Here is an 18,520-nt window from a genome sequence, read left to right on the forward strand (position 1 = left end):
GGTCAGCACGTCAAAGGGCACGGGACAGCCATTCGCGGTTGTGCAGCTGGTGGGCGGCGGTCTCGTCCCAGGTCTGCGGGGTGACGGCGGCGCGGTCCTGTTCGATGACGAGCCAGCCGTCGTAGCCGCCGGCCGCCAGCGCGGCGAGGAAGCCGGTCAGCGCGACGTCGCCCTCGCCGAGCGGGCAGCTCACCTGGGACCACCAGTCCTCCAGGTCGGTGTTCCCGGCGGCCTTCGCCTCGGCGACGACGGCGTGCCTGACGTCCTTGACGTGGACGTGGTTGATCCGGTCGGCGTACTTGGCGGCGTACTCGGCCGGTTCGGCGCCGCCGAGCGCGAAGTGGCCGCTGTCCAGGCAGAGCCCGACGTCGGTCAGCTCCAGCAGCGTGTCGATCTCCTGCGCCTGCTCGACGTAGGTGGCGTAGTGCGGGTGGAAGGTGGGGGTCACGCCGTACGATCTGACGACCTCGCAGGCGGCGGCGATCCGCTCGGCGGCGCGCTGCCATCCGGCGCGGTCCAGGCCGCGTTCGCCGGGGGCCCGCCACGGGTCGGCGCGCAGGGCGTCATCGCCCTCGTCGGCGAGCACCGCCCTGGCGTCGGGGTTGCCGGAGGCGCGCAGTTCTTCGAGCGTGTGCCGCATCCCGGCGAGGTCGGCGGCCATCGCCTCGTCGGAGAGCGAGAGATGCAGCGGCACGTAGGCGGCCACGACGGTCAGGCCGTTGTCGGCGAAGACGCGGGCGGTCTCCTCAGGGGTGCCGAAGAACCCGGGCGGGCCGAGCTCACTGCCGGTGTATCCGGCGGCGGCCATGGCGGTGAGCAGTTCGGCGGGCGGGAGGTCGATGGTCGAGTGTCCGTGGACGCCGTAACTGCAGGGGGCCGATGCGATCTTCAACGGGATTCTCCTCCGGACTTCACGCCGTGCGCCTGCGCCAGCACCGACGCGAGCTGTTGCAGCGCGGCGATGTCGTAGGCCGCGCCGGCGGCGGTGGACAGGACGGGCGCGCCCTCGGTGACCGAGGCGTGGAAGGCGAGCAGTTCGTGCACGAAGCCGGTGCGGTGCTCCGAGAGCAGCCGGGTGGTGGCCCGCTCGCCGCCCTGCACCGTCTCGACGGTCAGTTCGGCGCGGGCGTCGCGCAGGTAGGGGCCCGGCATGCGCAGGTAGAGCCGCCCGGCCGAGCCGAACACCGCGATCTCCTCGCCGTACTCGGGGTGGTCGGGCAGCCAGTTCCACGACAGCGAGAGCTGGCTCGCGCCGAGGGTGCCGAGCGCCTGGAGCTGCGGCGGCTCGGTGAGCCTGACGCCGGCCCGGAGGTCTCCCGCCTGGGCGTGCGCGATGGTCAGCGGCTGCTCGCCGAACAGGGCGCGCAGCACCGACAGCTCGTGCACGACCGACCCCTGGAGCACGTCGGTGTAGATCGACATGAACGGTTCGCCGATGTCGCCGAGTGCCTCGGCCGCCCTGTCCCGTTCGCTCGCGACGGCGGCCTGGATCGCGGCGGGGTCGGCGTCGCCGTGCCTGACCTGACGGGCGTGCGCGAACTGCGGCTCGTCGTCCGGGTGCAGGACGGTGACCCGGACCAGCCGGGGGGCGCCGATGTTCGCCAGTTCGGCGCGGGCCCTCGCCATGATCGGGTCGTACATCTTCATGTAGCCGACCTGCAGCACCAGGCCCTTCGCGGCGGCCAGTTCGCCCAGCGCCGCGGCCTCGGCCACGGTGTGCGCCAGCGGCTTCTCCGCCAGCACGTGCTTGCCCGCCGACAACGCCCGGTGCGCCAGGGCGGCGTGGGTGCCGGGGGTGAGGATGAGGACGGCGTCCACCTCGGGGTCGGCGAACACCTCGGCGGCGTCGGCGGAGTGCCTGACCGCGCCGCCGTACTCGGCGGCGACCTGCGCGGCGAGCGCGGACGACAGGTCGCACACGTGGGTCACCTGGTAGGACTCACGCAGCGTCTGGAGATTCTGCAGGTGTACGGCCTGCGCGATGAGCCCGAGGCCGATGATGCCGAGACGCAATGGATGACTTCTCTCTGTTACGCGAGGGGACGTCAGGCGACGCCCGTGTCCTTGACGATGACGGTGTGACGGTCGGCGGTCAGGCCCACGACGGAGCCGGTGGTCAGGGGACGCCGGTGCTCGAAGCAGAGCCGCTGGCCGCCGGGAAGCTCGGCGACCGACTCGCGGGTGCTGCCCTGGAAGCTGCTGTGCACCACCCGCCCGGTGAACTGAGCCTGCCCACCGTCGACGATGCTCATGTCTTCCGGGCGCAGCGCGACGGTCACCGGCCGGCCCGCCTCGCCGAGCGGGCCGCCGAACTCCACGGTTCCCAGGCCGTCGAGGTCGAGCCCGCCGCCCGGCGCGACGGTGCCCGCGAGGAGGGTGACGCTGCCGACGAAGGAGGCCACGAAGGTCGTCTCCGGCCGTTCGTAGATCTCCTCGGGGGTGCCGACCTGCTCGACCCTGCCGCCGTTCATCACCGCGACGACGTCGGAGATCTCCAGCGCCTCGTCCTGGTCGTGGGTCACGTAGATCGCGGTGATCCCGGTCTCCTGCTGGATCCTGCGGATCTCCCTGCGCATCTCGACGCGCAGCTTGGCGTCCAGGTTGGACAGCGGCTCGTCCATCAGCAGCACGTCGGGTTCCAGCGCCAGGGCGCGGGCCAGCGCGACCCGCTGCTGCTGGCCGCCGGAGAGCTGGCCGGGGTGGCGGTTCTCCCTGCCGGTGAGGCCGACCATGGCCAGGCCGTGGGCGACCTTCGCCTTGACGTCGTCCTTGGGGAGTTTGCGGAGGCGCAGGCCGTACGCGACGTTCTCCTCGACGGTCATGTGCGGCCACAGGGCGTAGCTCTGGAAGACGAATCCGATGCGCCGCTTCCAGACGGGCACCTTGGCGATGTCCTTCTCGCCGAACCGGATGCCGCCGTCGTCGGCCGTCTCGAAGCCGGCGATGATCCGCAGCAGTGTGGTCTTCCCGCACCCCGAGGCTCCGAGCAGCGTGGCGAGCTGCCCGGCGGGCACGTGCAGATCTACCGACTCCAACGCGCTGACCGGCCCGAACGACTTCGAGATGCCGTCCACGCGGATGTCGAGGCTGGTGGATTTCATGGTGGGGCTCCGGATCAGAAGGACAGGGTCCTGTATTTGCGGCGAAGCAGGTACAGCGGGATGTAGATCGACACCATCAGCACCGTCGTCATGGCCGAGGCGACGCCGAAGGGGCTGCCCGGCTGCATGGCGTTGGTGAAGATGACCACGGTCATGGTCACCCAGGGAACGGCGTAGAGCATGACGGTCGCCGACAGCTCCGTGATCATCTGCAGGAAGCCGACCGTGCCGCCCGAGATCACCGCCGGCCGGATGATCGGGATCACGATGTCGCGGAAGCTGCGGCGCGGCGCGGCCCCGACGCTCATCGCGGCCTCCTCCAGCGAGGGGTGCACCTGCCCGAGCGCCGTCTCGATCGACTTCATGACGTACGGCAGGCGCCTGATGAAGTAGGCGACCACCAGGATCAGGGCCGTGCCGGTGAGGATCACCGGCAGGTGGTTGAAGGCCAGGATGAACCCGATCGCGAACACCGTGCCGGGCAGGATGTAGGGCACCATCACCAGGTTGTTCAGCAGCGGGGCCGAGATCCTGAACTTCTTGCGCGCCACGATGTAGGCCACCACCACGCCCATCACGAGCGCCAGCAGGCAGGCGATCCCGGCGAAGACGAAGCTGAGCACGATCGGCTGGAGGGAGTCCGCCAGCAGGGTGCTGTAGTTCTCCATGGTCGGCTCCCACTGCAGGATGCCCGACTGCCAGCGCAGGAAGCTGGTGCCGACGACCACGATGTGCGGGACGAAGGAGATCAGCAGCGTGATCCAGATGCCGGCCAGCACGAACGCCCGGGGCACGGGCCGCAGCTCTCGCAGGGGCTGGACCTTGCTGCCCGTCACGGCGAAGGACCGCCTGGACACGATCCTGCGCTGCACGACGAGCGCCGCCGCCGAGACGAGCACCATCATCACGCTGGCCGCCGCCGCCGTGCCGGTGCTGGTCTGCACCTCGGACAGGAAGTTCTGGTAGACCACCACGGGCAGCATCTGGAAGCCGCCGCCGATCAGCATGGGGGTGCCGAAGTCGGCGAAGATCCGCATCGAGGCCAGGTACAACCCGGTCGCGATGGCCGGTACGGCCAGCGGCAGCGTGAGCTTCCAGTGGGTGCGCAGCGGGCGCGACCCGACGGACGCGGCGGCCTCCTCCAGTGCCGGGTCCACCGCGCGGAACGCGTCGTACACCATCAGGAAGATCAGCGCGAAGGTGAACCAGACGCCGACCCAGATGATGCCGCCGACGCCGAGGATCGTGTCGAAGGGCAGCGGGATCCCCGCCTCCTTCGCCCCCTTGGTGATGATCCCGCCGCTGCCGAGGAGCAGCAGCCACGCGTAGGCGCCGAGGAACGGCGGCGAGGTGGTGGCCATCGTGAGCATGGTGAGGATGCCCTCGCGGCCCGGGATGCGGTACCTCGCCATGACGAACGCGAACGGCACCGCGATCAGCGCGGCGCCGATCCCGACGGCCACGCTGACGACGACGCTGTGCACCAGCGGGGTGGTGAAGGTGTCGTCGCCGACGAAGGCGACGAAGCGGGCCAGGGTGAACGCGCCGTCGTCGCTCGTGAACGCCGACCTGACGATCCAGAGCTGCGGGTAGACGATGAAGATCAGCAGGATGAGCAGGGCGAAGAGGGCGGCGAGCCGCCAGGGGTCACGCCACGACCGGGACCGCGCGGCCTTGACGGCCGCCGTCCTGCCCGGTCGTGGCGGCGCTTCGGTCACCGTCATCAGCGGGCGCTCTTCACGGCCGCGTCGAACTTGTCGAGGATCTCGTCCTTGTCGCCGGCCGCCCAGGTCTCGTCGATCTCGGCGCGCTTGAGCTGCTCGACGGGCGGCAGCCCCAGGGGCGCGGTGACGTCCGTGCGGGACGAGCGGCGCTGGACCTTGTCCACCATGACCTGCTGCGCCTCCTTCGACATCAGGAAGTCGACGAAGGTCTTGGCGGCGGCCTCGTTCTTGGCGCCCTTGATGATGCCGGCCGACCCGATCTGGCTGGACACGCCGTCGGCCGGGTAGATCAGCTTCAGCTTGACGCCGGCCGCGACCCACTTGGCGCCGAGGTCCTCGTTGATGAAGGAGGTGCCGACCTCGCCGTCCTTGACGAGGTTGAACATCGCGGTCGAGCCGTCGAGCATCCGCGCGTTGGCGGCGAACTTCGTGACGTAGTCCCAGTCGTGCAGCGTGACCATGGTGGTGAGCAGGCTGTAGGACGTGCCCGAGGACTTCGGCGTGGCGAACGCGATCTTCCCGCCGGCCCAGCCGGGCCGGACCAGGTCCTCGAAGGTCTTGGGGTGCTTGGACTCGTCGGGGAACTTCTCGGTGTTGACGGCGATCGCCTGGAAGAGCAGGTCCGTCGCGTGCCAGATGTGCTTGGGGTCCTTCGCGGCGGTCGCCGCGTCGTTCGGCAGTTCGGCGGCGGCGAGCAGGTCGGCGTTCGAGGAGTAGATCTCCGACGAGCCGCCCCAGATGACGTCGCCCAGCGGCCGGTCCTTCTCCGCCCTGACCCGTGCGAACGCCTCACCGGTCCCCGGCAGGGCGATCTTGGTCACCACGATGTCCGGGTGACTCTTCTTGAACTCCGCGAGGATGGGGTCGGTCACCTCGGGACCGCTGACGGAGTAGAGCGTCAGGGACTTGCCGTCGCCCTTGCCGGAACCGCTGGCGTTGTTGGTCAGCACGCCGGAGCAGGTGGACAGGCTGACGGCGAGCAGGCCGACACTCAGAACCTTCAAATAGCGCATCAGAGACTTCTCCTGAAGGAAATCGGGGGGATTGGCACGATCCAGCACCTAGCTGGGCCGTACCCACACCGGGTTGCCCGCGGCGCGTAGCGAGCCGTGGTCCCGAAGGCAGCTCGCCCAGAACTGGGGATCATGACGACCCGGATCCGCGTGCACCTCGACCCGGTAGTAGCCGGGGGCGGTGATCCGGTCGGCGAGGGTCAGCCGCTGCCACTCCCCGGGCTTCTCCTCGACCGGGAGCACGGCCTGGAGCAGGCCGTCGCGGATGACGAACAGCACGACGGGTTCCTCCGCGCGCACGTCCGCCTCCAGCAGCACCTCGCCGCCCGGCACGCTGACCGTGGCGCCCATGGGCGCGCCGTGGACGCGCATGTCGAGGTCGGCGCCGCGGCGGAGCCACACCCGGCCGGCCCGCAGGCCCTCGACGATGCCGCGTTCGGTGCCCTCCTCGGCGTGCACCACGGTGATCGCCTGGCCGAGCGCCTGTCCCGGGTCGTGCGGGTCGTGGCAGTCGCTGCCGGCCACGCCGATCACCCGGTGGCCGGCGGTCAGCAGCCGGTCCCACAGGCCGACCTGGGCGTCGTTGTTGGAGCCCTGCTGGAGGTGGAAGACCTCGATCAGGTCCACGTCCCGCCAGTCGGTCTCGAACCGCCGCCACGACTGGTCGCCGCTGAAGGCGTGGTTGACGCACACCAGCCCGCCCTGCGCGTGCACGTCGGCGGCGACGTCGGTCATGGTGTGACCGGGCCGGTCGACGTAGGTGTCCACCCACCGGCTGAGCCCGTGCAGGTTCGCGTGGCCCCGGTGGCTGGTCAGCTCCATGGAGTGCAGGAGCACGATCCCGTCGTCCTCGTGGTCCGGCAGGTCCTGCCAGTGGCTCGCGGTGAAGTGGTCGGTCACCGCGAGGAAGTCGAGGCCCGCGGCGCGGGCGGCGGCGACGAGGTCTCCGACGGGCCTGCGCCCGTCGGAGTGGATCGAGTGGCTGTGCAGCTCACCCCGGTACCAGCCGGGGCCGCCCGTGGGCTCGGCGGGCACCGGCCCGATCTCCCTCGCGGGCCCGCCCGGCGTGCCGGTGCCCCGCGTGGCGGTCACCGTGAGCCGGTACGGCGCGGGCAGCTTGTGCCGGTCGAGGTCGAGGCGGACGGTCCAGCGGCCCGCGGGGATCGGCCCGGGCACGCAGCCGGGGGTGGCGGTGGCCGTACCGATCCCGATGGTCAGGCGGCGAGGGCCGGGCCCGCCGGGGCACTGGACGTGGCCGCGGAAGGTGCCGTCCGGCTCCAGCAGCACGGCGTAGATCTGGACGACGTCCATGATCTTGTCGTACTCCAGCACGAGCTCGATCTCCGCGCAGCCCTCCGGCACGTCCATCGGGTAGTGGAGATAGTGCAGATCGGGGTCTGGCGCGGGCAGGCTCGCATCGACGGTGAGCAGATCGGTACCACCGGACATCAGGCGCATACCCTCTCTTACAGGGACGAGTGGCTACAGAGACGCACTCGGGGCGGTTTGTCGCCGTATGCACGATTTCTACTGGCAGACGGGCGGTCGTGTCAAACTTTGTTAAGACATTAGGTGGATCTGTTGTATGGTCGCTGATTGATATAGACCTCTGACGACCAGGCTAAACGCGGCCGGAGACTGCAATTGCACCCTTTTGATCACGATGTTCTGCTGGGAATCGACGTCGGTGGCACCAAGGTTCTCGGCGCTCTCGTGCACCGCGACGGCACGGTCCGCGAGACGTGGTCACTGCCCAGCAGGGACGAACGCGGCGCCGATCCGGGCTCGGAGGTCACGCTGCGGGTCGCGGCGGAACTGGCCGCCCGCGCCGGAGCCGCCGGGCTGACGATCACCGCCGTGGGCGCGGGGTTCCCCGAGTACATCAGCGCGGGCAGGCTGACCAGTGACGAGGTGGTGGCCTGGCGCGAGCAGCCGGGAGACCTGCTCGCCCGGCTGCTGCCGGGGATACCGGTGGTGATCGAGTCCGACGTGCGCTGCGGAGCGCTCGCCGAGGCCCGGCTCGGCGCCGGCGCCGGCCTCCGGTCGGTCCTCTACATCTCCTGGGGCACGGGACTCTCGCACACCCTCGTCCTCGACGGCGTCTGCGTCGCCGGCCGCCGCGGCGAGGCCATCGCGCTCGGCGAGCTGGGCGTGCCCTCCGTCGTGGACCCCGGCTGGCGGGGGAACCTGGAGCGGTACGCCTCCGGGCAGGGCATGGCCGAGCGCTACACCGCCGCCACCGGCGTCCCCGTGGCGGGAGCCAGGGAACTGCCCGGCGACTCCACCGCGCGGGCCGTCGCCGACAGCGCGGGCCGCGCCCTCGGCACGGTCGCCGACTGGCTCGTCTCGCTGCTCGACCCCGACCTCGTCGTGCTCGGCGGCGGCCTCGGCACCAGCGGAGCCGAGGTCACCCGGACCGCCGCCCGCCGGTTCGCCGAACTCACCGCCCGCCGCCCGCTCGGACCACGGATGGTCACCGCCACCCTCGGCCCCGACGCCGGCGTGATCGGCGCCGCCCTCGCCACCCAGGCCCCCGCCGCCCCAGCGCCCGACGCCCGCTCCCCCACCACCTAGATCGCGTCCACCAGGTTCCGCCCGCTCGGTCCCCATCCCCTGAGCCCTCACCACCTCGATCGCGTCCACCAAGTTCCGCCCGCTCGGTCCCCATCCCACCGAGCCCTCACCACCCCGATCGCATCCACCCCAGAGCACGCCCACCCGGGTCCGGTGACGGGAACTCGTCCACGGTGCCCGGCCACGCGGAAGGAAGGCTCGCCATGACCATCCCCGTCCAGGTGTTCCCCGACGCCGCCACGATCGGCCGCGTCCTCGCCGCGGAGATCGCCGACGGCATCGAGAAGGCACGGACCGAAGGCGTGCCGTACCTGCTCGGCTGTCCCGGTGGGCGCACCCCCCGGCCCACCTACGCGGCGCTCGCCGCAGAGGTGGCACGGCGGCGTCTGCCGCTGGGGCACCTCGTCATCGCGATGATGGACGACTACGTGGTGCCCGGTCCCAGCGGCGGGTTCGCGCACGTGCCGGCGGACGCGCACTTCAGCTGCCGGCGGTTCGGCAGGGAGGAGATCGCGGGCCCGCTCTCCGCCGCCGCGCCCGAACCGGTCGGGGGGCTGTGGCTGCCGGACCCCGCGGCTCCCGAGCAGTACGACGAGCGGCTGCGCGACGCCGGCGGCATCGACCTGTTCATCCTGGCCAGCGGCGGCTCGGACGGGCACGTCGCGTTCAACCCGCCCGGCACCCCGCGCGAGGCCGCCACCAGGATCGTCCGCCTGGCCGAGACCACCAAGCGCGACAACCTGGGCACCTTCCCGGCCTTCGCCTCATCGGCGGAGGTCCCCGACCACGGCGTCACCGTCGGCCCCGCCACCATCGCGGGCCTGTCCCGCCGCCTGGTCCTCCTGCTGGACGGCGAGCACAAACGCCAGGCGTACCAACGCATCGCGACCGCCGGAACGTACGACCCCGGCTGGCCCGCCACCATCGTCACCGAGGGCCGCAACCCCCAGATCTACGCCGACCGCACCGCCACCACCTGACCGCCCGGTACACGACCCGATCCGGCCGGGCCACGCCCCCACGTCCACCGGTCATCCACGGAACCCGGACCGGCCGGTGTCACGCCCCCGCACTCTCACATCCGCCGCCGGGCCACGCCCGCGCATGCACACGTCGCCGGTCATCCGCGGAACCCGCGCACGAGGCCACGCCACCACCGGCTGGACATGATCGTCTGAGAGCTCGGAAGCCGCGCGGGACTACGCCTGCGAGAGCACCGGCTGCTGCCAGCCGTCGGGCACGACCGCGACGGGACCGCTCGCGTGGTGCAGCACGGCGTGGCTCACCGAGCCGAGGATCAGCCCGGTCATCCCGCCGCGCCCCCGCGATCCCACGACCAGCAGGTCGGCGTGGGCCGAGGCGTTGCGCAGCACGTCCACCGGATGTCCGCGATCGGCCTGTTCGGTCACCTTCACCGACGGATACCGCTCGCGCCAGCCCGCCAGCGCCTGCGCCAGCAACCGCCGCTCCGCACCCTCCTCCGGAATCACCGGTATCGGGTCGAACCCCGCCCCCGGGGCCAGATGATTCCACGCGTGTACGGCACGCAACTCGGCGCCCCGCAGCGCCGCCTCCGCGAACGCGAACCCGATCGCCGCCGATCCGCCGTCGGACCCGTCGACCCCCACGACCACCTCGCCATGCGGCAGCGCCGCCGGGCCGGCCGGGGCGGCCTCGTCCGTGTCGTCCGCGACGGCGGGCGCACCGCTCACCATCACCACGGGGCACGGCGCGCGCCCGGTGATCCCGAGGGCCACCGATCCCACGAGCAACCCGCGGAAGCCGCCCAGCCCGTGGTTGCCGACCACCAGCAGCTCGGCATCACCAGCCGACTCGATCAGGACCGGCCGGGGGTCGCCCGGCAGGCACTCGGACTCGACGGCCACGTCAAGCCCTTCCCGCGCGGCCCGTTCGACCGCCTCCGCGAGCACGCCGGCCGCGCACTCCCGCATCCACCGGCCCACCTCGGCGTACGGCACGGTCTCCGACATCTCCATCGACCACTTCGGCACGGCGTGCACCATCCGCACGCCGGCCCGCCGCAGCGCGGCCTCCCTGACGGCCCAGCCGACCGCCTCCAAGCCGGCACGGGACCCGTCCACACCCACCACGATCATGATCTCCCCCAGACCACTTCCCACTCATTTCGCTCCGCAGCCCCAGCATAACCATCAGACCCGCTCAACCGACGGCCTCTCAACGCGAAGCTCACCAGCCGTTCCCCGCTGATGCGTCCCGGACTCGTCGTGCGCGGCTCGACCGTCCCCGCCGCTGATCGCGGCGGCGGTCACCCTGCCGACGACGGCACGGGAGGCCCGAAGAGGTCGTCGCGCGCCGTGGCGAGCGCGGTGAACACCGCTCCCCGCAGGACCGGGTCGTCGCCGGTGGTGGCGGGCCTGACCTGGGTGGGAATCGGGCTCAGGGCGGCCAGGCGCACGCCCACCAGGGCCGCCAGCGCCTCGCCGCCCGACCGGCCCATCTCACCTCCGAGGACGACGAGCCCGGGGTCGAGCACGGCGACCATGGGGAAGACGCCCCTGGCGATCCGTTCGGCCACGGCGTCCGCCTCCAGGTTCCGCACGGCGGCGGCCCCCACCAGATCGCAGAGCCGGGTTCCCGACACGTCGAGGTACCCGATCTCCCCCGCGCCGCCCGACACCCCCCGGCGCAGCCTGCCGTCGAGCACGACGGCGGCGCCCACCCCGTCGTCGAGCCAGAGCAGGACGAAGTCGTCCCTGCCCCGTGCCGAGCCCGCGCGATGCTCGGCGATGGCGGCCAGGTTCACCTCGTTCTCCAGGACGACGGGGGCGTCGAGCCGGTGCCGGCCCAGGGAGTGCTGGTCGAGCGGCGGCTGGGTCGGTCGATCATGTCAGGACTGCACGGCATGTGGAGCGTAGGCAGCCTGGCGGGCGCCGGTGTCGGGGTGCTGGCGGCACAGGCCGGCGTCGACGCCCGGGTCCACCTCGGCCTGATGGCTCTGACGTTGCTGGTGGCGGGCGGCCTGGTGGGCCGGGGCCTGCCCGACACGCGCCCGGAGCCCGGGGGTGTGGCACCGCCGCGTTTCGCCGTGCCCACGCGGTCGATCGCGGCCATCGGCTTCGTCGGCTTCTGCGCGACCTTCGCCGAGGGCGCCAGCGGAAACTGGTCGGCCATCTATATCGGCCAGGTGACCGGCGGCGGGGCCGGGGTGGCGGCGGCCTGCTTCGCCGTCTTCGCCTCCTGCATGGCCCTCGCCCGGCTGGGCGGCAACCTGGTGATCCGCCGCTTCGGGCCGGTCGCGACCGTCCGCGCCGGCGCCGTGCTCGCCACGGCCGGCGGCGTCGTGGTCGTGGCGGCCCGTGCACCGGCCCTGGGGATCGTGGGATTCGCGCTGATCGGCCTGGGTGTCGCGGTGGTCGTGCCGCTGGTCATCGCCGCCGCCGGCAACGCCGCCCCGACCGCCGGCGAGGGCGTCGCGGGCGCCACGACGATCACCTACCTGTCGACGCTCGTCGCGCCCGCCGTCACCGGCTGGATAGCCGGTGCGTCCTCGCTGCCGGTCGCGTTCGGCCTGATCACCTGCGTCATCGCGGCCATGGCGCTGTGCGCCGGCGCCCTGCGCCCGGCCGACAGGACCGATAGGACCGGCGGCACCGGCGGCACTGCCGAGCCCAGCGGCTCCCCGGCACGATCGCAGGCGAGCCCGTGACACCCAGCGGGCTGAAATCGTCACCGGCCGACACCTTTAGAAGTCACATAACTACACATTGTACACGTCCGGGTATGAACCAACCCGGTACGGCACGCCCTCCGCCCAGCTTCCGCTGGCCGTACCCCGACCTGGAGGATGTGACAGCGGTGCGGCCAGACCGGCGATCCGGCGTCAAGATCGAGCCCGACGACCCCCGTTACGGCCCGCTCAGCCGCGGTTACAACCCCAGATGGCGGGCCGAGCCCGAGTACATCCGGCTGCCCAGGACCGGCGAGGAGGTCAAGCACGCCCTGCGGGAGGCCCTCGCCGAACCGTCGACGCCGGAGAAGTCGCGCATCACCATCCGGTCCGGCGGGCACTGCTACGAGGATTTCGTGTGCGCTCCCGACGTCCGGGTGATCATCGACATGTCGCTCATGGACGGCGTCCAGGTCGACACGGCCACCGACACCGTCTGCGTCGAGGCGGGCGTCACCATCGGGTACCTCAACAAGATGCTGTACGTGGGGGCCGGCCGGACGCTGCCCGGCGGCTCGTGCGCCACGGTGGGGATCGGCGGGCACGTGGTGGCCGGCGGGTTCGGGCTGTTGTCGCGTCAGCACGGGCTCACCGTCGACTACCTGCACGCCGTCGAGGTCGCCGTCGTGGCGGCGAACGGCGAGGTCGAGCTGGTCACCGCCACCGCCGACGACACCGACCCGGCCCTCGCGGACCTGTGGTGGGCGCACACCGGGGGCGGCGGCGGCAACTTCGGCGTCATCACCCGACTATGGTTCCGCGGTCTGCCCAAAGCCCCCAAGAGCGCCTTCCTCGCCACCGGCGGCTGGAAGTGGGAGCACGTCGACGAGGATCGCTTCCGGCGGATCGTGGAGAACTACGGCGCCTTCTTCGAGCGGCACCAGGGCGGCCCGGACGACGAGTACGCCGCCCTGTTCGGAATGCTGTTGCTGAGCCACGGCAGCGGCAAGGAGATCGGCCTGGTCGCCCAGATCGACTCCGGGGTCCGCGACGCCCGGAGGTTGATCACCGACTTCCAGCACGAGATCAACGCGGGCGTGGGGCGGGATCTCGATCCGCTCACCGAGGCTCGCGGGGAGTTCGCCGCCCTGGCCATGCTGGGCGACCTCTTCACCGGCGCGGCCGAACCCGCCCCCCTGCCCTGGGATGTAGTCGAAAGGATCATCGGCGTGCCGCACAGCAACGCCCGGTGCGGCAAGCACAAGTCGGCCTACATGCGCACCCGGCTGCCGGAGGACCAGGTGGGCGTGCTGTGGGATTATCTGAAGAGGAACACCACGGTCCCCCTCGACGCGGTGGTGCAGATCGACTCCTACGGCTCCGCGATCAACCGGCGGCGGCCCGATGACACCGCGACGGTGCAGCGCGACTCCGTCATGAAACTGCAGCACCAGGCATACTGGCCGGCGGGGCAGACGGGTGATGACCAGCTGCGGTGGATCCGCTCGCTGTACCGGGACATGTACCCGTACGGCGTGCCCGCGCACAGCGCGCACACGGACGGCTGCTACATCGGCTACCCGGACGTCGACCTCGGCTCCCCGGAGTGGAACACCTCCGGCGTGCCCTGGTCGACCCTCTACTACGGCACCAACTACGCCCGGCTGCAGCGGGCCAAGAAGCGCTGGGACCCGAACAACGTCTTCCGGCACGCGCAGTCCGTCGAACCATCAGGCGGCGCGGCCTGAGTCGGCGGGCACTGACACTTCGTCCCCTGTCGAATAATCATCGACACCCCTTCCGCACGCGATAGCGTGACCTTGCATGTTATGCAGGTCAACAGGGGGTGATTTTGTGAAATTTCGGGTGCTTGGGCCACTTGTTGTGGCCGACGACGGCCACGAGCTGCCGCTGGGCGGCAACAAGCTGCGTGTGGTGCTCTCCGGCCTGCTGCTCCGCCCCGGCGAGACCGTGCCCGCCACCCGGCTGGCGGCCTGGCTGTGGGAGGGCGAGATCGACGACCCCGACCGGGCCAAGGCGACCGTGCACAGTTACGTGAACCGGCTGCGCCGCCAGCCGGGACTGCGCGAGGTGGTCCGCACCGTCCAGGACGGCTACCGCGCCGAGGTGGACGCCGGCTCTCTCGACCTGCTCCGCTTCCGCGCCCTCGCGAGGTCGGGGCGGACCTCTGCGGCGGCCGGCGACCTGGTGACGGCCGCGCGTGACCTGTCCGCCGCGATCGGGCTCTGGCGCGGGCCGGTGCTGTCCAACGTCGACTCCGCCGCCCTGCACGCCGAGGAGGCCGGGCCGGTCACGGAGGAGTGGCTGCTGGTCCAGGAGCAGTGGCTGGACGTCGGGCTGCGGACCGGCAGGCATGCCGACCTCGTCCCGGCCCTCCGGGAGCTGACCCGCTCGCACCCGTTGCGCGAGCCGTTCTGGGAGCGTCTGCTGCTCGCCCTGCACCGAGGCGGCCGGCACGCCGAGGCCCTCCAGGCGTACCACGCGGTGAGCGAGCTGCTGTCCGAGGAGCTGGGCGTCGACCCCGGCCCGTCGCTGCGCGCCACCTACCAGGCGATTCTGACCGACGACCCGGCGCTCGGCCCGACCGACGGCGCCCGTGCCGAGCCGGTGCCCCGCCAGCTGCGGCCCGACATCCCAGGTTTCGCCGGGCGCAGGGCGGAACTGGCCTCCCTCGACCGGCTGCTGGAGAGCACCGCCCCGTCCCCGGGCCCGAGGATCGTCTCGCTGCAGGGCACCGCGGGCTCGGGCAAGACCGCGCTGGCCATCCACTGGGCGCACCGCGTGCGCGATCACTTCCCGGACGGCCAGCTCTACCTCGACCTGCACGGGTACGGCCCGCAGCCGCCGGTCGACCCGGCCACCGCGCTGGAGACCCTGCTCCGCGGCCTGGGCACCCCGGCCGCCCGGATCCCCACCGGGCTGGACGAACGCGCGGCCCTGTTCCGCACCCTGCTCAACGGCCGCCGGATGCTCGTCCTGCTCGACAACGCGGGCAGCAGCGACCAGGTCCGGCCCTTGATGCCCGGTTCCGACGGCCTCGTCGTGGTCACCAGCCGCAACCAGCTGCGCGGCCTGGTCGTGCAACACGGCGCGCGGCGCGTCGTGCTCGACCTGATGCCCGCCGCCGAGGCGGCCGAACTGCTGTCGGAGGTGCTCGGCCGGGAGCGCGTCGCCGCCGATCCCGAGGCGGTGCGCGAGATCGTGCAGCGCTGCGCCCGGCTGCCGCTGGCGCTCCGGATCTTCGCCGAGCGGGCGGCGCGGTTCCCCGGGGTACGGCTCGGCAAGCTGGTGGCCGACCTGCGGGACGAACGCACCCGGCTGGCCGCGCTCGACACCGGCGACGGCGACGACACCGACCTGCGGATGGTCTTCTCCTGGACGTACGGCGCGCTGGAGCCCGGCTCGGCCCGCCTGTTCCGGCTGCTCGGCCTGCATCCGGGGTCGGAGGTGAGCACGGGCGCGGCGGCGGCCCTGGCGGGCACGGACGTCGCGGCCGTGTCCCGGTCCCTCGACCGGCTCACCGCCGACCACCTGCTCCGGTCCCGTTCTCCCGGCCGCTACGACTTCCACGACCTGCTGCGCGACTACGCCGCCGAACGGGCCCGCGCGGACGCGGACCAGGACTCCGCGCTGCGGCGGATGCTCGACTGGTACCTCCACACCGCCGGCGACGCCGCCAGGCACCTCCCCCCGGGAGGCCGTCCCTTCTTCCCCGGTCCCGCGCCCGCCGACGTCACCCCGCTCGCGTTCGCCGACGCGGAGGACGCCGTCGAATGGTACGAGGAGGAGTTGCCGAACCTGATGGCCGCCGCCCACCTGGCGGCGGCGCGCGGCCGGCACGACCTCGCCTGGCGGCTGCCCAGGGTGCTGGCCTCCTTCCTCGACTTCCACGTTCCCGGAGCCGCGTGGGCGGCGCTCTACCAGGTCGCGGCGCGGTCGAGCGGGCTGGCGGGCGAGCCGCTGGAGGAGGGTCTGGCCCTCAACCATCTCGCTCTGGTGCTCACCCGGCTCGGCCGGGTCGACGAGGCCGTCATCCGCCACGGCGAGGCGCTGGAACTGGCCCGCCGCACCGGTGACCGCGATCTCGAAGGCGACGTGCTGGTCAACCTGGGCACCGCGTACTTCCGGCTGGGCCGCCTGACCGACTCCTCCGACTGCTACGGCCAGGCGCTGGACATCGCCCGCGAGATCGGCGATCGGCGGCTGGAGGCGGAGGCCCTCGACGACATCGCGCAGAACGACAACGAGGCGGGCCGCCACGCGGAGGCCCTGGCCGGCGCGGGCCAGGCGCTCACCCTCTACACCGCCCTCGGCGACCGCCACCGCAGCGCCGACGCCCTGCGCATCCTCGGCGTCGCCCACACCGGCCTGGGCGAGTACGGCGAGGCGGCCCAGGTGTTCCAGCGGGCGCTCGACCTGATGCGGGAGTCCGAGGACCGGCGAGGCGAGGCGGACCTCCTCAGCCGGCTCGGCGACGCCGTACGCGAGTCGGGCGACCTCGCGACGGCCCGGTCCCACTGGCGCGCGGCCGCCGCGATCTTCACCGCCCTCGACGACGCCCGCGCTGACGCCCTCCAGCGGCGTCTCGCCGAAACCATTTCCTCAGCACCTGGCCGCCCCACGTCGTAACGGACCGCGCCCGCCGTCGCCGGTTCCCCTGATACCACCGCACTCCGACCACCCCGTCTCCTTCTCGCTTCCCCGGGCACCACCGCGGCGGGAGTCATCGCCCCGATGCGACCGGTCACCTGACGTGCCGGGGCGGGCCCCCGGGGCCCCCCCCCGGGCGCCCCCCCGCCCCAGGGCCCCCCCGCCCCCCGCCAGGTGACGCGGACGCTCCTGCCGCAGACGGCTCCGCCGTGTGCGAGACAACCCTTGGTTCGCATGATGTTCTCCGTTCGTCGTCCTGTTTCCCAGGCGATGACGAATCTAGGCAGGCCCGCTGGCATTTCCCTCACAAAGCACTCACCTCCGCCGGACGTGCGGATCATGCCTTCAGGCAGCGGCCCGAGGGGGTCGACGAGGCCGGCCTCCGTGACGCCGGAGCGTCCGCATCGCCCCCCGACCGGCACCGGGACGCTCCCGCCCGGGACACGGCAGCCGACCTGAAACTTTCAACCGCCGGCCACCCGCACCGGCGACAAGCGCCGATGTCGCAGGCCCTCCGGACACGGCGGACGCCATCCGGGGCGGTGCCGCGCTATACACGCGCGCCGAATTTGAGGACCATGCGAGCGCTCCCGCCGATCTCGCGGGAACCGTGTTCCCCACACGCCGGCGATCAATCGACACCATTCACTTAACCGGTTAATGCAATGAAAGGCAGTCCATGAGAACGCGACTCGGACTCATAGGGGCGGCGATCTTGTCGCTGCTCTTCTCGATGCTGGTGGCCGCGCCGCCCGCGAACGCCGCCGTCGGGCTGAGAGTGAGCGGCACGAACATCGTCGAGGCCAACGGCAGCACCTTCGTCATGCGCGGCACCAGCCACGCACACACTTGGTACACCGGCCAGACCGCGTCCTTCGCCGGCATCAAGTCACTGCGCGCGAACACCGTGCGCGTCGTACTGAGCGGCGGCCGCTGGACTGCCAACACCGCCGCCGACGTGGCCAACGTGGTCGCCCTCTGCAAGACGAACCGGTTGATCTGCGTGCTCGAAAACCACGACACGACCGGGTACGGCGAGCAGAGCGGCGCGGTCACCCTGGACGCCGCCGTCAGCTACTGGATCAGCGTCAAGAGCGCGCTGGACGGCCAGGAGAACAACATCATCATCAACATCGGCAACGAGCCGTTCGGCAACAACGCCACCACTCCGGGCTGGACCCAGGCCACCACCAGCGCGATCACCAGGATGCGCGACGCGGGCTTCGACCACCTGCTCATGGTCGACGCCCCCAACTGGGGCCAGGACTGGGGCTTCACCATGCGCGACAACGCCCGAACCGTCTTCAACGCCGACCCCGACCGGAACACGGTCTTCTCCGTCCACATGTACGGCGTCTTCGACACCGCCGCCGAGGTCACCTCCTACCTCAACGCCTTCCAGACCGCCGGGCTGCCGCTGGTGATCGGCGAGTTCGGGCACAACCACAGCGACGGCAACCCCGACGAGGACACGATCATGTCGGAGGCGCAGTCGCGCGGCCTCGGCTACATCGGCTGGTCCTGGAGCGGCAACAGCAGCGACGTGGGCTATCTCGACATGACGAACAACTTCGACGCCGGCAGCCTCACCTCCTGGGGCCAGCGGATCTTCAACGGCGCGAACGGCATCTCGTCCACCGCCAAGGAGGCGACCATCTACAGCGGTGGCAGCACCGACACGACGCCGCCGACGACCCCCGGCACCCCCACCGCCGCCAACCTCACCTCAACCGGAGCCACCCTCACCTGGACCGCCTCCACCGACACCGGCGGCAGCGGCCTCGCCGG

General features: G+C 71.8%; 13 protein-coding genes and 1 pseudogene. 6 read left to right on the plus strand and 8 right to left on the minus strand.

Going from position 1 to position 18,520, the window contains the following annotated elements; genetic code table 11:
• Positions 1-10 precede the first annotated feature (10 nt).
• From MBA17_RS10970 to MBA17_RS10995, 6 genes are read right to left on the minus strand one after another with little or no spacing between them, the layout of a single operon-like run.
• The gene (locus MBA17_RS10970) at positions 11-892 is read right to left on the minus strand and encodes a sugar phosphate isomerase/epimerase family protein (protein WP_238496232.1); all 882 of its coding nucleotides are present in this window, start codon (positions 890-892) and stop codon (positions 11-13) included.
• Positions 889-2,013, minus strand: a complete 1,125-nt coding sequence (locus MBA17_RS10975; protein ID WP_238496233.1) for a Gfo/Idh/MocA family protein — start codon at positions 2,011-2,013, stop codon at positions 889-891. The genes MBA17_RS10970 and MBA17_RS10975 overlap by 4 nt, the downstream gene beginning before the upstream one ends.
• 32 nt (positions 2,014-2,045) lie before the next feature.
• Positions 2,046-3,101, minus strand: coding sequence for an ABC transporter ATP-binding protein (locus MBA17_RS10980; RefSeq protein WP_238496234.1), 1,056 nt, complete (start codon positions 3,099-3,101; stop codon positions 2,046-2,048).
• Between the two features lie 14 nt (positions 3,102-3,115).
• Positions 3,116-4,825 (minus strand): ABC transporter permease, encoded by a 1,710-nt coding sequence (locus tag MBA17_RS10985; protein ID WP_238496235.1) that lies wholly within the window; start codon positions 4,823-4,825, stop codon positions 3,116-3,118.
• Positions 4,825-5,829 carry an extracellular solute-binding protein gene (locus MBA17_RS10990; RefSeq protein WP_238496236.1) on the minus strand — a complete coding sequence of 335 codons (1,005 nt, stop codon included), beginning with the start codon at positions 5,827-5,829 and terminating at the stop codon, positions 4,825-4,827. Before MBA17_RS10990 ends, MBA17_RS10985 begins: the two co-directional genes overlap by 1 nt.
• 57 nt (positions 5,830-5,886) lie before the next feature.
• On the minus strand, positions 5,887-7,287 hold the full coding sequence (locus tag MBA17_RS10995) for a CehA/McbA family metallohydrolase (RefSeq protein WP_238496237.1): 1,401 nt from the start codon (positions 7,285-7,287) through the stop codon (positions 5,887-5,889).
• Between the two features lie 195 nt (positions 7,288-7,482).
• On the opposite strand from MBA17_RS10995, the gene MBA17_RS11000 reads away from it, so the two are divergent.
• Positions 7,483-8,412 (plus strand): ROK family protein, encoded by a 930-nt coding sequence (locus MBA17_RS11000; protein WP_238496238.1) that lies wholly within the window; start codon positions 7,483-7,485, stop codon positions 8,410-8,412.
• Between the two features lie 203 nt (positions 8,413-8,615).
• Positions 8,616-9,392 (plus strand): 6-phosphogluconolactonase, encoded by a 777-nt coding sequence (locus MBA17_RS11005; RefSeq protein WP_238496239.1) that lies wholly within the window; start codon positions 8,616-8,618, stop codon positions 9,390-9,392.
• Between the two features lie 219 nt (positions 9,393-9,611).
• Here the strand turns inward: MBA17_RS11005 and MBA17_RS11010 are convergent, their stop codons facing one another.
• Positions 9,612-10,553: a universal stress protein gene (locus MBA17_RS11010; protein ID WP_455432736.1), complete on the minus strand. Its 942-nt coding sequence runs from the start codon at positions 10,551-10,553 to the stop codon at positions 9,612-9,614.
• A gap of 146 nt (positions 10,554-10,699) precedes the next feature.
• Positions 10,700-11,197, minus strand: a complete 498-nt coding sequence (locus MBA17_RS11015; RefSeq protein ID WP_238496240.1) for an ROK family protein — start codon at positions 11,195-11,197, stop codon at positions 10,700-10,702.
• On the opposite strand from MBA17_RS11015, the gene MBA17_RS11020 reads away from it, so the two are divergent.
• From MBA17_RS11020 to MBA17_RS50355, 4 genes and pseudogenes are all read left to right on the plus strand, one after another.
• Positions 11,171-12,100: an MFS transporter gene (locus MBA17_RS11020; RefSeq protein WP_238496241.1), complete on the plus strand. Its 930-nt coding sequence runs from the start codon at positions 11,171-11,173 to the stop codon at positions 12,098-12,100. The two genes, MBA17_RS11015 and MBA17_RS11020, sit on opposite strands and share 27 nt — an antisense overlap.
• A 74-nt stretch (positions 12,101-12,174) precedes the next feature.
• Complete coding sequence (locus tag MBA17_RS11025) at positions 12,175-13,809, plus strand: FAD-binding oxidoreductase (protein ID WP_238496242.1); 1,635 nt, start codon at positions 12,175-12,177, stop codon at positions 13,807-13,809.
• A gap of 118 nt (positions 13,810-13,927) precedes the next feature.
• On the plus strand, positions 13,928-16,711 hold the full coding sequence (locus MBA17_RS11030; RefSeq protein WP_238496243.1) for an AfsR/SARP family transcriptional regulator: 2,784 nt from the start codon (positions 13,928-13,930) through the stop codon (positions 16,709-16,711).
• Between the two features lie 844 nt (positions 16,712-17,555).
• A pseudogene (locus MBA17_RS50355) lies at positions 17,556-18,209 on the plus strand (cellulase family glycosylhydrolase); the annotation flags it as partial.
• Positions 18,210-18,520: the final 311 nt, after the last annotated feature.

Origin of the sequence: Dolomitihabitans soli, assembly GCF_022213955.1 — a bacterium.
GTDB classification, from domain to species: domain Bacteria; phylum Actinomycetota; class Actinomycetes; order Streptosporangiales; family Streptosporangiaceae; genus Streptosporangium_A; species Streptosporangium_A soli.

Coding starts and splice junctions, on each gene's coding strand:
- MBA17_RS11025 (WP_238496242.1), top strand. CDS start 12,175: ATGAACCAACCCGGTACGGCACGCCCTCCGCCCAGCTTCCGCTGGCCG.
- MBA17_RS10980 (WP_238496234.1), bottom strand. CDS start 3,101: ATGAAATCCACCAGCCTCGACATCCGCGTGGACGGCATCTCGAAGTCG.
- MBA17_RS10995 (WP_238496237.1), bottom strand. CDS start 7,287: ATGTCCGGTGGTACCGATCTGCTCACCGTCGATGCGAGCCTGCCCGCG.
- MBA17_RS10985 (WP_238496235.1), bottom strand. CDS start 4,825: ATGACGGTGACCGAAGCGCCGCCACGACCGGGCAGGACGGCGGCCGTC.
- MBA17_RS11020 (WP_238496241.1), top strand. CDS start 11,171: ATGCTCGGCGATGGCGGCCAGGTTCACCTCGTTCTCCAGGACGACGGG.
- MBA17_RS11005 (WP_238496239.1), top strand. CDS start 8,616: ATGACCATCCCCGTCCAGGTGTTCCCCGACGCCGCCACGATCGGCCGC.